Origin of the sequence: Rhizobium rhododendri, from assembly GCF_007000325.2 — a bacterium.
Taxonomy (GTDB): Bacteria; Pseudomonadota; Alphaproteobacteria; order Rhizobiales; family Rhizobiaceae; genus Rhizobium; species Rhizobium rhododendri.
Genome location: NZ_CP117267.1, coordinates 1 through 15,417, shown reverse-complemented (window position 1 = coordinate 15,417; position 15,417 = coordinate 1). Strand labels below are relative to the sequence as shown.

Sequence of the window (15,417 nt, the reverse complement as noted above, 5' to 3'; positions counted from 1 at the left end):
GACAATGGAATATCCGACCGGCGGTCGATGGCGATCAGCCGATGCTTTCAGATATCTATCTGAAGGCTCGGCGCGCGACATTTACCTGGGTCGATCCCGCCCGCTTCCTCCTCGAAGACTTCGCCACTCACTCGAAGGGCGAAATCATTTTCGTCTGTGAGGATGCTGATGGGACGATTGCAGGGTTTATCGCTATTCTCGATGCGGACGCGTTCATCCACATGCTCTACATCCGCGCGGAATGGCAGGGCGCCGGAGCGGGAACGGCCTTGCTGCAGGCATTGCCCGGATGGCCGCGGCGACGTTACCGCCTGAAATGCCTGGTGAAGAACAAGGCTGCCCGGAGCTTTTACGAGCAAAGAGGGTTTGTCGTGACCGGCCTCGGTACATCCGCCGAGGGCGACTACAACGACATGGTGTTCAGGCCGGTTACAGACTGGAATTTGTAATTCACTTTGCCGGCAGATGGCCGGCGATCTGTTCAGCGCGATTGCGATGGCGGTCAGCCTCGGCCTGCCAACGGACGGCCTCGCGGGCTTCCGTGCGGGCACGTTTACGATAACGCCCCTGCGTGAACCACGTCGCAGCCGAGCCGATCACCATACCGAGAATCAGTGTCACGAAAAGGAACACGAATAACGGTGCGCTGAGAGACAGGACCTGATCTTCGGGGCGAAACGGATTGAATGCCATCGTCACAAGCTGCCGGTTGGCGACGCAGAAGATGATGAGGATGATGCCGATCGGCAGCAGCACCAACAGGTTGACGATCTTCTTTGCCATTCACAGTCTCCTTGTCGACGACAGGCAATCTGGCGCTACCGTTATTAGGCACCATACCGGCTTTCTGACGTTCCTCTTCATCCCGGCGACAGGATAAGAACGATTGGGGCAACTTCAAGAGGCAACGGCTTGGATAGCGGTCTCAGCTGTCGTCGTCTTCGTCATGGCTGCCAGGATTGAGGCGCTCGCGGAGCTCCTTTCCAGTCTTGAAGAACGGTACCCATTTTTCCTCAACGAAGACCGTATCGCCGGTGCGCGGGTTGCGACCGGAGCGCGACGGGCGGTTTTTAACCGAAAAAGCACCGAAACCACGCAGCTCGACCCGGTTACCGCCAGCCAGGGCATCCGTGATCTCGTCGAGGACCGCATTGACGATATTCTCGACGTCACGGTGATAAAGATGCGGATTTCGCGCCGCAACGATCTGCACCAATTCCGATTTGATCACGGTGGCCCCCTAAATCATTGATTTATCAATGCGCATCACCCTGCCAAACAGAAAGCAGGCCGTCAAGAAACAACTTCTCAGACAACAGCTTCTGCGCGCCATCACCCTTAACAAAATCGCCATAACCGAGCAATGTGATGAGATCGGCCGCAGCGCCGGGCAGGAAGAATGGTGATGTGCGGCGTGGCGCATCCCAATCGACGACAGGCAAGTCCTTGGCGACCTTTCGCGTTTCGAGATAGGCGCGGATGTCATCGTCGCCGCCGAGACTGTCGACCAGCTTGTTTGCCAGCGCCTGACGACCGGTGAAGATGCTGCCATCGGCCAGCTTCAGGACCTGATCGCGCGGCAATTTACGGCGATCCGCAACGAGATCGACGAACCAGCCATAGCTGTCCATCACCATATTGTTGATCATCGCCTTGGCCTCGTCGCTCGGCGGATGAAACGGCGAAGGCTCGGCCTTCATCGGCGACGACTTGATCGCCTCCATGGAGACACCGAGTTTGTCGAGCAGATCCTTGACCTGAGGATATTGGAGGAGCACACCGATCGAGCCGGTGATCGACGTATCGCCGGCAACGATCGTGTCTCCGGCAGCGGCGACGAGGTAGCCAGCCGATGCGGCCATCGTCCGGATATCGGACACGACCGGCTTCTTGGTAGCCACCGCGCGGATAGCCTTGAATATGCGCTCACCGCCATAAGTGGTACCACCCGGCGATGAAATCGACACGATCAGTGCCTTGACTTGGTTGTCGTCCTCGATCGTCTTCAGGCGCTCCAGAAGTTCCTTATCATCCTGGATGACGCCGGTGATTGCGACGCGAGCGATCTGCGGCTTGCGGCCGGCACCGAGTTCGCCACCGGCAAAACGATATAGCGCAAAGCCGAGACCGACCAGCAGGAGGACTGCAACGATGCGCCAGAAGCTTAACTTGCGGCGTAATTGTCGACGGTCCGCAATTGCAGAACTCTCCATGAGGTCCTATTTCCTTTTATGACAATAACCAGATAATCGCCGAGAGCGCGGCGTTGTTAACTTAAAGCAGCATATGGTCGACGGACAGATGACGTCGTCGTTTGCATCCGATGCCTTTTGTTGCCGAAAAAAATGCGTATTGGCAAGCTAATGCAAGCGTGCGAAATGTGATTGCAAGCCTATAAGTGCGCTGCACAAACTGCGCTGCCGGAACCAGAGAGACGGACCGCCGATGTCAAACACTGCCGAATCAACCGGCCCGGGCCGCCAATTGACGCCCGAACTGCGCGCCTACGACGCCGCGGTCGCCAACTCGGGACGTGTCCGCCGACTGAAAATCCTGCTGCCGATCGCAGCCGTCATCATCTCGCTGATTTTCATTACCGTCTCGGTGGTGCGCGCCTACATGCCGGAAAACATCTCGATCCAGGGCGCATCCATCGAGGACGGCAAGATCGTCATGCAGAGACCGGCGATTGCCGGGCGCAACTCCGACGGCATCAACTACTCCATGCTTGCGGAAAAAGCGCTGCAGGACATCAAGAACCCGAACTTGATAACGCTGAAAAACATCAAGGCAGCCATGCCCGTCAGCGACGGTGTCGCGCATGTCACCGCCCTTAGCGGCGACTTCGACCGTGCTGCCGATACCATGAAGCTGACGGAGCCCTTTACCGTCACGCTCGACAACGGCCTGCGTGCGGAATTCAAGGGCGCCTTCCTCGATATCAAGGGCGGATCGCTCGTTACGCAACAGCCCGTCGCAATCTTCAAAGGCCTCGCGTCAATTGTTGCACAGTCGCTCAAGATGACGGATAAGGGAAATGTAATCGAATTCGACGGACAGGTGAAAATGCACATCGATGCTTCCACCATCCACAATACGGGCAGCTAACCGCCGGGCGGACCATGACAAACGATTGTCGCATGCACTTTTCCAACACTGGTCTCCGTCAAGCCGCTCTGGCCGGCGCGATTGGCATTTTCGCGTTGATGACAGCGGTAGGCGCCAGCGCCCAGCAGTCGACCACCACCAAGATGACTGGCCTGAATCTCAACAAGGACCAACCGATCCAGATCGAAAGCGACAAGCTGGAAATCCATGATTCGGAAAGCAACGCCGTGTTCACCGGCAAGGTCAACGTCGTCCAGGGCACGACGACGATGAAGGCCGGGAAAATGATCGTCTTCTACAAGAAGAAGCCGCAGCCGGATGCCAACGGCAAGCCGGCACCCGTGGCCGAAACGAAGAAGCCAGCTGCGGGTAACTCGGTCGTTTCCGGAGATACCGATATCGACCACATCCTGGTGTCCGAGAAGGTCTACCTGACCTCCGGCACCCAGACCGCGACGGCTGATAATGGATCCTTCGACATGGCAGCCCAGCTCGCCATCCTCAAGGGCGACAAGGTCATCCTGACGGACGGTCCCAATGTGTTCACCGGCTGCATGCTGACAGTTCACATGGACACCGGTGAAGCTCAGCTCGACAGCTGCGGCGGCCGCGTACAGATCCAGCTCGATCCGAAGTCAAAGCAGCCTGCCGCTGCCAAGACGAACTGATCGCGACCTTTGAGTGACAGCGCCAGACATGACCACTAACTTCGGCACCTCCGAGCCGTCAGCCTCGACGCAAGCCCCTTCCGGCGACAAGGCCCGCTATCAGGGCACGCTGATTGCCCGCGGACTGACCAAGACCTATCGGACGCGGCGTGTCGTCAACGGCGTTTCGCTCGTCGTCCGGCGCGGCGAGGCCGTTGGCCTGCTCGGCCCTAACGGGGCCGGCAAGACGACCTGTTTCTATATGATCACCGGACTGGTTCCGGTCGATGAAGGCACCATCGAAATCGATGGCAACGATGTGACGACGATGCCGATGTACCGCCGCTCGCGGCTGGGCGTCGGCTACCTGCCGCAGGAAGCCTCGATTTTTCGCGGGCTGAGCGTCGAGGAAAACATCCGCGCCGTTCTGGAAGTCCATATCAAGAGCAAGGACGAGCGCGAAAGCAAGCTCGATGACCTGCTCGAGGAATTCCACATCCGCAACCTACGCACCATGCCGGCCATAGCCCTTTCCGGGGGTGAGCGCAGGCGCCTGGAAATTGCCCGCGCTGTCGCCACCGACCCGACGTTCATGCTGCTCGACGAGCCTTTCGCAGGCGTCGATCCGATCTCGGTTTCGGACATTCAGAACCTGGTGCACCATCTGACAGCGCGTGGCATTGGCGTGCTGATCACCGACCATAATGTCCGCGAGACACTGGGACTTATCGACCGCGCCTACATCATTCATGCGGGAGAAGTGCTGACGCATGGGCGAGCCCACGACATCGTTAATAATCCTGAGGTTCGCCGGCTCTACCTTGGCGACAATTTCAGCCTCTGATAGATTATTCTGGCACAGAAATTAGCCTCTGCCCCCGACATGCCCTTGACCAAACCCAATAAAAAAGCAATTTTTGGGCCAGTTGGAAAAGGCTGACCGTTTTTAAGCGGTATCAGCGTTTTCCAGGAGGGATTGAAGGGGAGTTCTGCGTCCGTCATGGCCTTGTCCGCCAATCTTTTCCTGCGCCAGAGCCAAAGTCTGGTCATGACGCCGCAGCTGATGCAATCCATTCAGCTGCTCCAGATGACACATCTGGAGCTCAACCAGTTCATCGCACTGGAAGTCGAAAAGAATCCGCTGCTCGAATTTTCATCGAATGACGGCGAATTGGGCAGCGGCAACAGCCGCGAGCCTGAAGAAGAGGCACGCGGCGTTTCCGAGGATGGCCGAAGTGAAGAAGGTCCCGAGCGAAACTCAGGCGAGCTTGCAAGCGACTGGTACGAGAGCAGCAACACCGGCCATGCCGAGCGGCTGAACGACGAGCTCGACAGCAATTTCAGCAATGTCTTTCCAGACGACGGACAGCCGCAGCGCCTGGACGCGCCCGAGCTCGTCAGCCAGTGGAAGTCGATGCCCGGCAACACCGAGGCAGCCGAACGCTACGATCTCGACGACTTCGTCGCCGGCCAGATTTCGCTCCGCGACCATCTCAACCAGCAGATACCCTTCGCTTTGCCAGCCAGCGCCGACCGAATGCTGGCCGAACACCTGGTCGATCAACTGGACGATGCCGGTTATTTCCGCGGCGAAGTTGCCGAGACGGCTGCGCGCGTCGGAACTGCATGCGCGGAGGTCGAGCGCGTGCTTGCCTGCCTGCAGACTCTCGATCCGCCCGGCGTCTTTGCGCGGTCGCTCTCGGAATGCCTGGCGATACAGCTTCGCCAGAAGGACCGGCTGGATCCGGCCATGGATCAGCTCCTGCAGCATCTTGAGCTGCTCGGCCGACGAGACTTTGCGACGCTGAAACGGCTCTGCGGCGTGGACGAGGAAGATCTTCTCGACATGATGGGCGAGATCCGCCAGCTTAACCCGAAGCCCGGCAGCAGCTTCGAGACCGGCATGTCCGAAGCCATTACGCCCGACATCGTCGTTCGTGCAGCCCAAGACGGAAGCTGGCAGGTCGAGCTCAATCCGGACACCCTGCCACGGGTACTGGTCAACCAGTCCTACTTCGCCAAGATATCGAAGACCGGTGACGATTACTCCTTCCTGTCCGAGTGCCTGCAGACCGCCAACTGGCTGACGCGCAGCCTCGACCAGCGCGCCAAGACGATCATGAAGGTGGCGACGGAAATCGTCCGGCAGCAGGACGCATTTCTGGTGAACGGTGTCAGCCAGCTGCGGCCGCTGAACCTCAAGACCGTTGCGGATGCCATCAAGATGCACGAATCGACGGTGAGCCGCGTCACCTCCAACAAATACATGCTGACGCCGCGCGGACTGTTCGAGCTGAAATATTTCTTCACCGTCTCGATCAGCGCAGTCGAGGGCGGCGACAGCCATTCTGCGGAGGCCGTGCGCCATCGCATCCGGCAGTTGATTGTCCAGGAGGCTCCCGACAGCGTACTGTCGGACGACGACATTGTCGACAACCTCAAGAAGAATGGTGTCGAGCTTGCGCGGCGTACGGTGGCAAAATACCGGGAGGCCATGAACATCCCCTCCTCCGTTCAGCGTCGCCGCGAAAAGCGTGCACTGGCCAGGGTTGCAGGCTTCTAGAGCCTGGAATTTCAACCTTTAGGTGTTCATCTGCCTAGGTTCGCGGCGGGCCTGTTGACTCTTTCATGCGGCAGCGCTAGAAGCCCGCCGCAATCGGTGCAAGGCATCACCACACACAGGAATCTCGCTTTTCAGCGCATGTCGGCGATCCAGGCTTTTTGTCAAAGATCGTGCGAAGTGCTTGGATGAGAAGGACGCTTGGCGTAAGCTGACAGGCGCAACCACTACAAAAAGGGAAACTCCATGAGTGTGCGTGTATCCGGTAAACATATGGAAATCGGCGAATCCTTCCGTCAGCGGATCGAAGAGCAGATCGATATGGCAGTCACCAAATACTTTGACGGAGGGTATTCGGGGCAGGTCACGGTGCAAAAGTCCAGCTCGCGCTTCGCGGCGGATTGCAAGCTTCATCTCGACAGCGGCGTCATCCTGCACGCGGCCGGCGAAGCGATGGATCCGCAACTGGCCTTCGATGCCGCACAGCAGCGGATCGAGAAGCGCCTGCGCCGCTACAAGCGCCGCCTGAAGGATCACCACGCTACCAATCCGGCAGACGATGCTTTTGGTGAAGTCGCTTACACCGTGATGGACGGCATGCCGGATGAAGACCATGAGGTCGCCGAGGATTTCGCGCCCGCAATCATCGCCGAGAGCTCGAAGCAATTGAAGACGATGTCGGTTGCGTCGGCCGTTATGGCGCTCGATATGACCGACGAACCGGTGCTGATGTTTCGGAGCACCGGCAAGGAACTGAACATCGTCTATCGTCGTCATGACGGCAACATCGGCTGGATAGACGCAGCCAGCATCAAGGGCTGAGACAGCACGGAGAGCGGCGGTTCCGCCGCCGCTCTTCGGGAGCATCCCGGCACACGAGGAAAAAAGAATGGCTTTGGCAGATTTGCTGCAGCAAGATGCGATCATCCCTGCCTTGAAGGCAAATTCCAAGAAACAGTTGCTTCAGGAAATGGCGGCCAAGGCCGCCAAGCTGACGGGACTGTCGGAACGGGATATCTTCGAAGTAATCTTGCAGCGTGAACGTCTCGGTTCAACGGGCGTGGGCAATGGCATTGCCATCCCGCACGGCAAGCTGCCAAGCGTCAAGACCATCACCGGCGTCTTCGCGCGGCTGGATTCAGCCGTCGACTTCGAAGCGCTGGACGACCAGCCGGTCGATCTCGTCTTCCTGCTGCTTGCACCCGAGGGCGCCGGCGCCGACCATTTGAAGGCGCTTTCGCGCATCGCCCGCGTGCTGCGAGACCAGGATCTCGTCGCCAAGCTCAGGGCCACCGAATCAGCCTCGGCGATCTACGCGTTCCTCAACGAGGAACAGGCCTCTAACGCGGCGTGACGTTTCGGTTACCGCGCAAAACTGCGCGGGCCTGAACCAAAGGCTCGCGCCAATCCCTGCTACTTAGATTCATCTCGTTAGACATCCCGAGCTCACTCCTCCGCTTGCCGCAGGGCATCGGCAACCGCCACCTGCGCGGTTATAGAGCGCTGCGGTGAGCAAGAGATCCCGCGCCGTCTAAGCGGCGTTGTGGATCCCCGCCACGAGGGCGGGGATTAGAAGGAACGGGCAGCAGCCAATTGTCATTGAAATCTGGCTGCTGAAAAATCAGGCGTCTTTTTCGTCGAACGGGCTGTTGGCGCCGACTTCCACATCTACGGCCTTCGGACCGCCCTTGGCGACGCCTACCATTGCCGGGCGCAGGATGCGTTCGCCGATGCTGTAACCGTCCTGTACGACCTGCACGACAGTGTTGTTCGGCACTTCCGTGTTGGGGATCTCAAACATTGCCTGGTGGAAATTCGGATCGAACTTCTGGCCGACCGGCTCAAGCTTGCGGACGCCATGGCGCTCCAGGGTGGACAGCATCGAGCGTTCCGTCATCTCGACGCCTTCCATCAGCGTCGACAGACCTGCATCGGCATTTTCGCGGACGTCTGCCGGGATGGCATCGATAGCGCGGCGCAAGTTGTCCGAGACGGCCAGCATATCGCGCGCAAAGCCTGCGACGGAATAGGACTTGGCATCCTTGACTTCCCGCTCGGTGCGACGACGCAGGTTGTCCATTTCTGCAGCAAGCCGCAGGTAACGGTCACGAAGCTCGGCATTTTCGCCCTTCAGGACCTCGACGGGATCCGGCTCCGACGGCGCTGTCTCGGCAGCATCGTCCACATCAGGCGCGAACTCTTCGAGGTTCTCGTTGGGCGTTGCGTCGTGTGTATCATTGGTCGTGTCGACGATCATGACGGTCTCCGAATTGCGTGGTCTCTAGGATGTGCCCGATATCGAGGTTTGACTTCGAAAAATCAAGGCTTGCCGATGAAGAAGCGGCGATTTGCCGGCAATCGCCGCGATTGAATGGGGAGGCGCTACAATCCGTTGCGCGACAGGCGTGAAATCAGCTGGGCGGTATAATCGACCATCGGCACGATCTTGGCGTAGTTCAGTCGCGTCGGGCCGATAACGCCGACGGCACCAACGATCTTATCGTCGCCGTCGCGATATGGCGCAACGATCAGCGACGAGCCTGACAGCGAAAACAGCTTGTTTTCAGAACCGATGAAAATGCGCACGCCCGGGCCGGTTTCGGCGAGATCGAGCAGTTCGATCAGGCTGTCCTTCTTTTCGAGATCGTCGAAGAGCATGCGCAGCCGGTCGAGATCTGCGGCATCGGCAAGGCCATCCAGCAGATTGGCGCGGCCGCGGACGATCAGTTGTCCCGGCTTGCTGGCGTCGTCGTCGCCGGACCAGACAGCAATGCCACGCTCGACCAGATCCTGCGACAGCACGTCGAGTTCGTGGCGCACGTCGTTCTTCAGGGTCTGGAGCTGCTTGCGCAACGTCGGCAGCGTCTGGCCGGTCATGTGGGCGTTCAGAAAATTAGCCGCCTCCGTCAACTGCGACGACGTGATGCCGGCGGGTAGCTCGATGATCCGGTTTTCCACCTGATCGTGGTCTCCGACGAGCACGGCCAGCGCCTTGGTCGGCTCCAGGCGGATGAATTCGACATGCTTCAGGACCGGATCGCTCTTGTTGGTGATGACGATACCGGCACCGCGCGAAATGCCCGAGAGCATCTGGCTGGCTCCCGACATTACCGACTGCATCGGCTGGTCGCGGTTGCTGCCGCGGATCTGCCGGTCGATCGTGGCGCGGTCTTCGGCCGAGAGATCGCCGACCTGCATGAAACCGTCCACGAAGAACCGTAGGCCGATCTGGGTCGGCAGCCGGCCGGCGCTGATATGCGGCGAATAGATAAGGCCTAGCTCTTCGAGATCGCCCATCACGTTGCGGATGGAGGCTGGCGAGAGCGAAATCGGGAGCAGTTTCGACAGGCTGCGCGAACCGAGCGGCTCGCCATGTTCGAGGTAGCTTTCGACGATGCGACGAAAAACTTCCTTCGATCTTTCGTCGAGTGCCGAAACGGCGTCCGAAATCGACGATGTCAAAAATCCCATTTCGCCGTGGTGCCCCTGCATTGATCCTTTCCAAGTATAGCTGCTCATCCCGCAATGACAAAGGAAAATGCCATCATCGGCGGCCGGCCGGCGCAGGCCGCTTTTTCTTTGCAAAAGCGGGCCGTCAATCGTAGAAGCGGTGCAACACCATCAGGAGTATAACATGCGGCCTTCAGGCAGAAAAACCGACCAGATGCGCAAGGTCTCGTTCGAGCGCAACTTCTCCAAGCACGCCGAAGGCTCGTGCCTGGTCAAGTTCGGCGATACCCATGTTCTGGTGACGGCAAGTCTTGAAGAAAAGACACCGCCATGGCTGCGCAACAGTGGCAAGGGCTGGGTGACCGCCGAATACGGCATGCTGCCCCGCGCTACCGGCGAACGTATGAAGCGCGAGGCCGCCAGCGGCAAGCAGAGCGGTCGCACTCAGGAAATCCAGCGCCTCATCGGCCGCTCGCTGCGTGCCGTTGTCGATTTGCAGGCCCTCGGCGAACGCCAGATCAGCCTCGACTGCGATGTCATCCAGGCGGATGGCGGGACCCGTACCGCGTCGATCACCGGCGCCTGGATCGCGCTGCACGACTGTCTCAAGTGGATGGAAGGCCGCAGCATGATCAAGCTCGACCGGGTCCTCAAGGATCATGTCGCCGCCATTTCCTGCGGCATCTTTGCCAGCCAGCCGGTAATCGACCTCGACTATCTCGAGGATTCCTCGGCTGAGACGGACGCCAACTTCGTAATGACCGGCTCCGGCGGTATCGTCGAGATCCAGGGCACGGCCGAAGGCAAGCCGTTCTCGGAAGAAGAATTCCTGACGCTGCTCGGCCTCGCCAAGAATGGCTGCACCGAGCTCGTCGCGATGCAAAAGCAGGCGATCGGCTGATCGACGGAGATACCAGATGCCCGTTGCCATTGACGGCATTCTCGAAACGGCGCTCTACGTCGACGAGCTCGACGAGGCGGATAGCTTTTACGGGACGATCCTGGGATTGCCCAGGATTACCCGTCAGGGTGATCGGCATGTCTTCTTTCGCTGCGGACCCGGCGTGCTTTTGATCTTCAATCGCGCGGAAACGGTAAAGCCTGCGCCGGCGGGGGCCTTGCCGGTGCCATCCCACGGGACAGCGGGGAGCGGACATGCCTGTTTTCGCGTCGCTGCCGACCAGCTTGACGGGATGGTGCAAAGCCTGACAGCCGCTGGCGTCGCCATCGAAGCCGATTTTCTCTGGCCGAACGGAGCGCGGTCGATTTACTTCCGCGACCCCGCGGGCAACAGTCTGGAATGCGCCGAACCCGGCCTCTGGGCGATCTGACAGGAATAGTGCATGCGCAAGCTCGAAACAAAGACCATCGTCGTTGCCAGCCATAATGCCGGCAAGATCCGCGAAATCGCCGACCTGATCGGCCCGATGGGGTTTGTTGCCAAATCCGCTGCCGAACTGGGCTTCATCGAACCGGACGAAACCGGCACGACATTTGAGGAAAATGCCCGCATCAAGGCTCTGGCATCGGCTAAGACCTCTGGCCTTCCGGCGCTCTCCGACGACAGCGGGCTGGTGATCGATGCGCTCGGCGGCGATCCTGGTGTCTACACCGCCAACTGGGCGGAAACGGCCGACGGCAGCCGCGATTTTGCGATGGCAATGCAGAAGGTCGAGACGGCCCTGCAGAAGGCTGGCGCAACGACGACGGACAAGCGCAGCGCCCATTTCGTCAGCGTGCTCTGCCTCGCCTGGCCCGACGGGCATACCGAGCTTTTTCGCGGCGAAGTCGAGGGCACCATCGTCTGGCCGCCACGTGGCGAGGCCGGTTTCGGCTACGATCCGATCTTCCAGCCATCAGGCTATGAAGCGACTTTCGGCGAAATGACGGCACAGGAAAAGCACGGCTGGAAGCCCGGCGACCCGGAAGCACTGTCGCACCGGGCACGAGCCTTCAAGCGCTTTGTCGAAACCGGGCTGGAAGCGTAGGATCGTCCGGTGAACATTGTCGATTCGCATAGCGCGCTTTTGCGTGGCGCCCCTCTCCTGCCCGATACCGGCGAGCCCGGTTTTGGCGTCTACGTGCATTGGCCGTTCTGTGCTGCCAAATGCCCCTATTGCGATTTCAACAGCCATGTCCGTCATCAGGCGGTCGACCAGCCGCGCTTTACAGCCGCCTTTCTCAAAGAAATGGCATCGATGCGCCAGCTCAGCGGCGCGAAGACGGTCACCAGCATCTTTCTCGGCGGCGGCACGCCATCGCTGATGACGCCGGAAACGGTCGGCGCCATTCTCGACGGCATCGCCACGCATTGGCACGTGCCGGATGGGATCGAAATAACGCTTGAGGCCAATCCGTCCAGCGTCGAGGCAGACCGGTTTCGCGGCTATCGAGCGGCCGGTGTCAACCGTGTCTCGCTCGGTGTACAGGCGCTGAACGACCGTGACCTCAAATTTCTTGGCCGGCTGCACAACACCGAGAATGCGCTGAAGGCCATAGGCCTTGCCCGTGACATCTTTCCACGCATGTCGTTCGACCTCATCTACGCCCGTCCAGACCAGACGGTTGAGGAATGGGAGCGGGAACTCAAACAGGCGATGTCCTACGCGGTCGATCACCTGTCGCTCTACCAGCTGACGATAGAGGAAGGCACGCCGTTTTTTGGCCTGCACAAGGCCGGCAAACTGGTAGTGCCGGATGGCGACCAGTCAGCGCTGCTCTACGAGGCGACGCAGGAGATCACCGAGCGCGAGGGGATGCCGGCCTACGAGGTATCCAACCATGCCCGCCCCGGCGCCGAAAGCCGCCACAGCCTGACCTACTGGCGCTATGGCGACTATGCGGGCATAGGCCCCGGCGCCCATGGTCGCCTGACGCAAGGACGCGACAAGCTGGCAACGGCTACTGAGCGCAAGCCCGAGAGCTGGCTCGACATGGTCGAGCGCGACGGCCACGGCATCCTCGAGCAGGAAATGCTTGGCTACGACGAGCAGGCCGATGAACTGCTGCTGATGGGGCTCAGGCTGAAGGAAGGCATCGACCTCGTTCGATGGCGGCATTTTTCGGGCCGCGATCCCGATCCCAAGCGCGAAGAGTTCCTGCTCGAGCACGGCTTTATTGAGCGCATCGGCAATTCGCGCCTGCGCTGCACGCCGGCGGGCATGCTGATCCTTGATTCCGTGGTGGCCGATTTGGCGTGCTGAGGGGTAACCACGACCAGTCGGGAGAAGGAAACCCTTCGCCCCGATGGGTCGATACGCATCTCTCCACTCCTTGACATGAACGCTACGCGCCCGCGCTACCAAAGCTGCTGAAACGTCTGGTATCCCCGAGGGATGTCTCCAGACCTGCAAAGGAATTCCAGGATGAACCGCACCCTTCTCGTCATCGACATTCAAAATGATTATTTTTCGGGAGGTGCCCTGCCCCTGTGGCAAGCGGACGAAACCGAAAGCCACATTCTCTCGGCGATAGCGAAAGCCAGAGCGGCCGGCGACAAGGTGGTGCTGGTCCAGCACATTTCGGCAGCGAGCACCGGTCTCTTTGCGAAGGACGGGGCGGGAACAGCCATTCGCGACAATGTCCTGAAGGCTGCAGACAATGCGCCCGTCGTCATCAAAAGCAGTGCAGACGCCTTTCAGGATACCGACCTCGCCGAACATCTAAACGGGACTGAAGAGCTACTGATCTGCGGAATGATGACGCAGAACTGTGTCGTCTTCACCGCGATGTCGAGGGCTGCAGACGGAATGGTGGTGAAGGTGATCGGCGATCTCTGCACCGCGCCCACCGAAACCGTTCACCGTATCGCGCTCAATGCGCTCGGTTCAAAACTTCCGGTGCTGATCGCCGCGGACGTTTGGAAATGATCAATGGCGAACGCCTGCCAACGTCCAGGATGCCCACTTCCTGAGATGCAGCAACAGCGTATCTGACAACAGAACGGCCGGCTTTCGCCGGCCGTTTCGATTCATACCGCGTAGATGACTATTCGTTGATAAGACGTTTCAGCAGCTCGATTTCGTGCGACAGCTTGGTGTCGCCGGAGATCAGTTCCTCGATCTTGCGCACGGCGTGCAGCACGGTCGTGTGATCGCGTCCGCCGAAGCGACGGCCGATTTCCGGGAACGAGCGCGGTGTCAGGGTTTTTGCCAGATACATGGCGATCTGGCGCGGCTTGACGATGACGCGGGTGCGGCGGTTCGAAACCAGCTCCTGGCGCGACACATTGTAATGGCGGGCGACAACGCGCTGGATGTCTTCGATACGCACGCGACGCGGCTCGCCTGAGCCCACCAGGTGGGCAAGAAGCTCATCGACGCGCTCGACAGTCAGGTTCGGCTCGAAGGAGCGGCGGAAAACCAGCTGGTTGAAGGCGCCTTCCAGTTCGCGGCCGCTGGCGGTGACGCTGCGGGCAACGTGCGACAAAAGCTCGGCTGGGATTTCAAGTGACGGATCCTCGACCTGGGCTGCGGCCAGCCGGCGATTGAGGATCTCGAGGCGCATCTCGTAATCCGGCGCTTCCAGTTCGATGGCAACGCCACCCTGCAGGCGCGAGCGGACGCGGGGATCGAGCGATTCCAGTTCCCAAGGGGCGCGGTCGGCTGCGACGACAACCTGCTTGGCGCTGTCGAGAAGCATATTCAGCAGATGGCAAAATTCGTGCTGGATCATCTTGCCCTGCAGGAACTGCATGTCGTCGATGATCAGAAGGTCGATATTGCGCAGCGACTCCTTAAGGGTCAGCGCATCATTGTCGCGGATCGCGGTCGCAAAGCGCCACATGAAGTATTCGGCCGTCAGGTAAACGACCCGGAGGGCGCGCGGATTGCGCACGGCAGCGTTGGCGATCGCCTGCAGCATGTGGGTCTTGCCGAGACCGACGCTCGAATGCAGGAACAGCGGGTTGAAGCGCACGGCACCGGCACCGGCTTCCGCGATGGTTTCGGCTGCGGCCAGCGCGATCCGGTTGGAACCGCCTTCGACGAAGGTGTCAAACGTGTAGCGAGGATCGAGCGGCGAACCGAAGAGCGGTGTGCCGAAGCTCGGCGTGCGGGCAGCGCCAGCGGCATTGACAGCCTGGGCGACGGCCTGGCCTGCCGCCTGGGCGGTCTGGCGGCGCATCGGGGCCACGGCGCCCGTATCTGGCACGACGACCTGCTCGTCAGCCGCAGGGGCCTTTGTGCCATGCCGCTGGGCGGTACGGACAAGAATTTCGACCTTGAGGATTTCGGCATCTTCAGCCTGGAACAGGCTTGTGATCATATCCAGGTAGCGGTTGTTGATCCATGACTTCAGAAACGTGGTCGGTACCGTCAGGCGGACGACACTCTTCGACACCGAATGCAGCTTGAGACGGGCAAACCAGCTGGCATAAACGTCGGCACCGACCTGCGCCTTCAAACGTGCGCTCACACGCTCGAACAGTACACTATGCTTCATGTCTGCTTTGTCTCCCGCCACTTCAAGGCAAACCGAGCTCAACGCCTGCTGCGCACCGTCGCCGCTTTTCGCCAGTGCACCGGTCGTCATCGTATTCATCTGCATTTCGCCGCCTTCCAGAATCTCGTCATGTCGGGCGAAGGAACGCCGCCCGATATTATCTCGTCTGATGGCGGGGTCCGGCTCGCACTGAGTCATCGCATCGCGCAT

At 59.9% G+C, this 15,417-nt stretch carries 18 protein-coding genes; 12 read left to right on the top strand and 6 right to left on the bottom strand.

Annotated elements, in window-relative coordinates:
- Window positions 1-41: 41 nt before the first annotated feature.
- Entirely contained in the window at window positions 42-449 is a 408-nt protein-coding gene (locus tag PR018_RS00090; RefSeq protein ID WP_142829145.1) for a GNAT family N-acetyltransferase, read from the top strand.
- A 1-nt stretch (window position 450) separates the two neighbouring features.
- On the opposite strand, the gene PR018_RS00085 is transcribed toward PR018_RS00090, so the two are convergent.
- The 3 genes from PR018_RS00085 to sppA form a co-directional block, all read right to left on the bottom strand.
- The gene (locus PR018_RS00085) at window positions 451-783 is read right to left on the bottom strand and encodes a LapA family protein (protein WP_142829113.1); all 333 of its coding nucleotides are present in this window, start codon (window positions 781-783) and stop codon (window positions 451-453) included.
- 142 nt (window positions 784-925) lie between these two features.
- Window positions 926-1,231, bottom strand: coding sequence for an integration host factor subunit beta (locus tag PR018_RS00080; protein WP_142823847.1), 306 nt, complete (start codon window positions 1,229-1,231; stop codon window positions 926-928).
- Window positions 1,232-1,256: 25 nt separating this feature from the next.
- Window positions 1,257-2,213 carry a signal peptide peptidase SppA gene (sppA, locus tag PR018_RS00075; protein WP_142823846.1) on the bottom strand — a complete coding sequence of 319 codons (957 nt, stop codon included), beginning with the start codon at window positions 2,211-2,213 and terminating at the stop codon, window positions 1,257-1,259.
- A gap of 232 nt (window positions 2,214-2,445) precedes the next feature.
- On the opposite strand from sppA, the gene lptC reads away from it, so the two are divergent.
- The 6 genes from lptC (at window position 2,446) to ptsN (ending at window position 7,669) form a co-directional block, all read left to right on the top strand.
- Entirely contained in the window at window positions 2,446-3,108 is a 663-nt protein-coding gene (gene lptC / locus PR018_RS00070) for an LPS export ABC transporter periplasmic protein LptC (RefSeq protein WP_142829111.1), read from the top strand.
- Window positions 3,109-3,122: 14 nt separating this feature from the next.
- Window positions 3,123-3,776, top strand: coding sequence for an LptA/OstA family protein (locus PR018_RS00065; protein WP_142823844.1), 654 nt, complete (start codon window positions 3,123-3,125; stop codon window positions 3,774-3,776).
- 28 nt (window positions 3,777-3,804) lie between these two features.
- Window positions 3,805-4,599: an LPS export ABC transporter ATP-binding protein gene (gene lptB, locus PR018_RS00060; RefSeq protein WP_142823843.1), complete on the top strand. Its 795-nt coding sequence runs from the start codon at window positions 3,805-3,807 to the stop codon at window positions 4,597-4,599.
- Window positions 4,600-4,755: 156 nt separating this feature from the next.
- Window positions 4,756-6,318, top strand: coding sequence for an RNA polymerase factor sigma-54 (rpoN, locus tag PR018_RS00055; protein ID WP_142823842.1), 1,563 nt, complete (start codon window positions 4,756-4,758; stop codon window positions 6,316-6,318).
- A gap of 243 nt (window positions 6,319-6,561) precedes the next feature.
- On the top strand, window positions 6,562-7,137 hold the full coding sequence (gene hpf / locus PR018_RS00050) for a ribosome hibernation-promoting factor, HPF/YfiA family (protein ID WP_142823841.1): 576 nt from the start codon (window positions 6,562-6,564) through the stop codon (window positions 7,135-7,137).
- Between the two features lie 67 nt (window positions 7,138-7,204).
- On the top strand, window positions 7,205-7,669 hold the full coding sequence (gene ptsN / locus PR018_RS00045; protein ID WP_111216405.1) for a PTS IIA-like nitrogen regulatory protein PtsN: 465 nt from the start codon (window positions 7,205-7,207) through the stop codon (window positions 7,667-7,669).
- Window positions 7,670-7,936: 267 nt separating this feature from the next.
- Here the strand turns inward: ptsN and grpE are convergent, their stop codons facing one another.
- Window positions 7,937-8,572, bottom strand: coding sequence for a nucleotide exchange factor GrpE (grpE, locus tag PR018_RS00040; RefSeq protein WP_142823840.1), 636 nt, complete (start codon window positions 8,570-8,572; stop codon window positions 7,937-7,939).
- 125 nt (window positions 8,573-8,697) lie between these two features.
- Window positions 8,698-9,786: a heat-inducible transcriptional repressor HrcA gene (gene hrcA, locus PR018_RS00035; protein WP_142824438.1), complete on the bottom strand. Its 1,089-nt coding sequence runs from the start codon at window positions 9,784-9,786 to the stop codon at window positions 8,698-8,700.
- 163 nt (window positions 9,787-9,949) lie between these two features.
- On the opposite strand from hrcA, the gene rph reads away from it, so the two are divergent.
- The 5 genes from rph to PR018_RS00010 all read left to right on the top strand — a co-directional run bounded on the left by rph (window position 9,950) and on the right by PR018_RS00010 (window position 13,634).
- Entirely contained in the window at window positions 9,950-10,666 is a 717-nt protein-coding gene (gene rph, locus PR018_RS00030; protein WP_111216399.1) for a ribonuclease PH, read from the top strand.
- Between the two features lie 16 nt (window positions 10,667-10,682).
- Window positions 10,683-11,096, top strand: coding sequence for a VOC family protein (locus tag PR018_RS00025; protein ID WP_142823839.1), 414 nt, complete (start codon window positions 10,683-10,685; stop codon window positions 11,094-11,096).
- A gap of 12 nt (window positions 11,097-11,108) precedes the next feature.
- Window positions 11,109-11,753: an RdgB/HAM1 family non-canonical purine NTP pyrophosphatase gene (gene rdgB, locus PR018_RS00020; protein ID WP_142823838.1), complete on the top strand. Its 645-nt coding sequence runs from the start codon at window positions 11,109-11,111 to the stop codon at window positions 11,751-11,753.
- 15 nt (window positions 11,754-11,768) lie between these two features.
- Window positions 11,769-12,968 (top strand): radical SAM family heme chaperone HemW, encoded by a 1,200-nt coding sequence (gene hemW, locus PR018_RS00015; RefSeq protein WP_142829143.1) that lies wholly within the window; start codon window positions 11,769-11,771, stop codon window positions 12,966-12,968.
- A 162-nt stretch (window positions 12,969-13,130) separates the two neighbouring features.
- Window positions 13,131-13,634 (top strand): cysteine hydrolase family protein, encoded by a 504-nt coding sequence (locus PR018_RS00010; protein WP_142823837.1) that lies wholly within the window; start codon window positions 13,131-13,133, stop codon window positions 13,632-13,634.
- A gap of 118 nt (window positions 13,635-13,752) precedes the next feature.
- On the opposite strand, the gene dnaA is transcribed toward PR018_RS00010, so the two are convergent.
- Complete coding sequence (gene dnaA / locus PR018_RS00005) at window positions 13,753-15,312, bottom strand: chromosomal replication initiator protein DnaA (protein WP_142824436.1); 1,560 nt, start codon at window positions 15,310-15,312, stop codon at window positions 13,753-13,755.
- Window positions 15,313-15,417: the final 105 nt, after the last annotated feature.

Coding starts and splice junctions, on each gene's coding strand:
- PR018_RS00090 (WP_142829145.1), top strand. CDS start 42: ATGCTTTCAGATATCTATCTGAAGGCTCGGCGCGCGACATTTACCTGG.
- hpf (WP_142823841.1), top strand. CDS start 6,562: ATGAGTGTGCGTGTATCCGGTAAACATATGGAAATCGGCGAATCCTTC.
- PR018_RS00065 (WP_142823844.1), top strand. CDS start 3,123: ATGACAAACGATTGTCGCATGCACTTTTCCAACACTGGTCTCCGTCAA.
- hrcA (WP_142824438.1), bottom strand. CDS start 9,786: ATGGGATTTTTGACATCGTCGATTTCGGACGCCGTTTCGGCACTCGAC.
- dnaA (WP_142824436.1), bottom strand. CDS start 15,312: ATGCAGATGAATACGATGACGACCGGTGCACTGGCGAAAAGCGGCGAC.
- grpE (WP_142823840.1), bottom strand. CDS start 8,572: ATGATCGTCGACACGACCAATGATACACACGACGCAACGCCCAACGAG.
- PR018_RS00010 (WP_142823837.1), top strand. CDS start 13,131: ATGAACCGCACCCTTCTCGTCATCGACATTCAAAATGATTATTTTTCG.
- rph (WP_111216399.1), top strand. CDS start 9,950: ATGCGGCCTTCAGGCAGAAAAACCGACCAGATGCGCAAGGTCTCGTTC.
- ptsN (WP_111216405.1), top strand. CDS start 7,205: ATGGCTTTGGCAGATTTGCTGCAGCAAGATGCGATCATCCCTGCCTTG.
- rpoN (WP_142823842.1), top strand. CDS start 4,756: ATGGCCTTGTCCGCCAATCTTTTCCTGCGCCAGAGCCAAAGTCTGGTC.
- PR018_RS00085 (WP_142829113.1), bottom strand. CDS start 783: ATGGCAAAGAAGATCGTCAACCTGTTGGTGCTGCTGCCGATCGGCATC.
- lptC (WP_142829111.1), top strand. CDS start 2,446: ATGTCAAACACTGCCGAATCAACCGGCCCGGGCCGCCAATTGACGCCC.
- rdgB (WP_142823838.1), top strand. CDS start 11,109: ATGCGCAAGCTCGAAACAAAGACCATCGTCGTTGCCAGCCATAATGCC.
- lptB (WP_142823843.1), top strand. CDS start 3,805: ATGACCACTAACTTCGGCACCTCCGAGCCGTCAGCCTCGACGCAAGCC.
- PR018_RS00025 (WP_142823839.1), top strand. CDS start 10,683: ATGCCCGTTGCCATTGACGGCATTCTCGAAACGGCGCTCTACGTCGAC.
- sppA (WP_142823846.1), bottom strand. CDS start 2,213: ATGGAGAGTTCTGCAATTGCGGACCGTCGACAATTACGCCGCAAGTTA.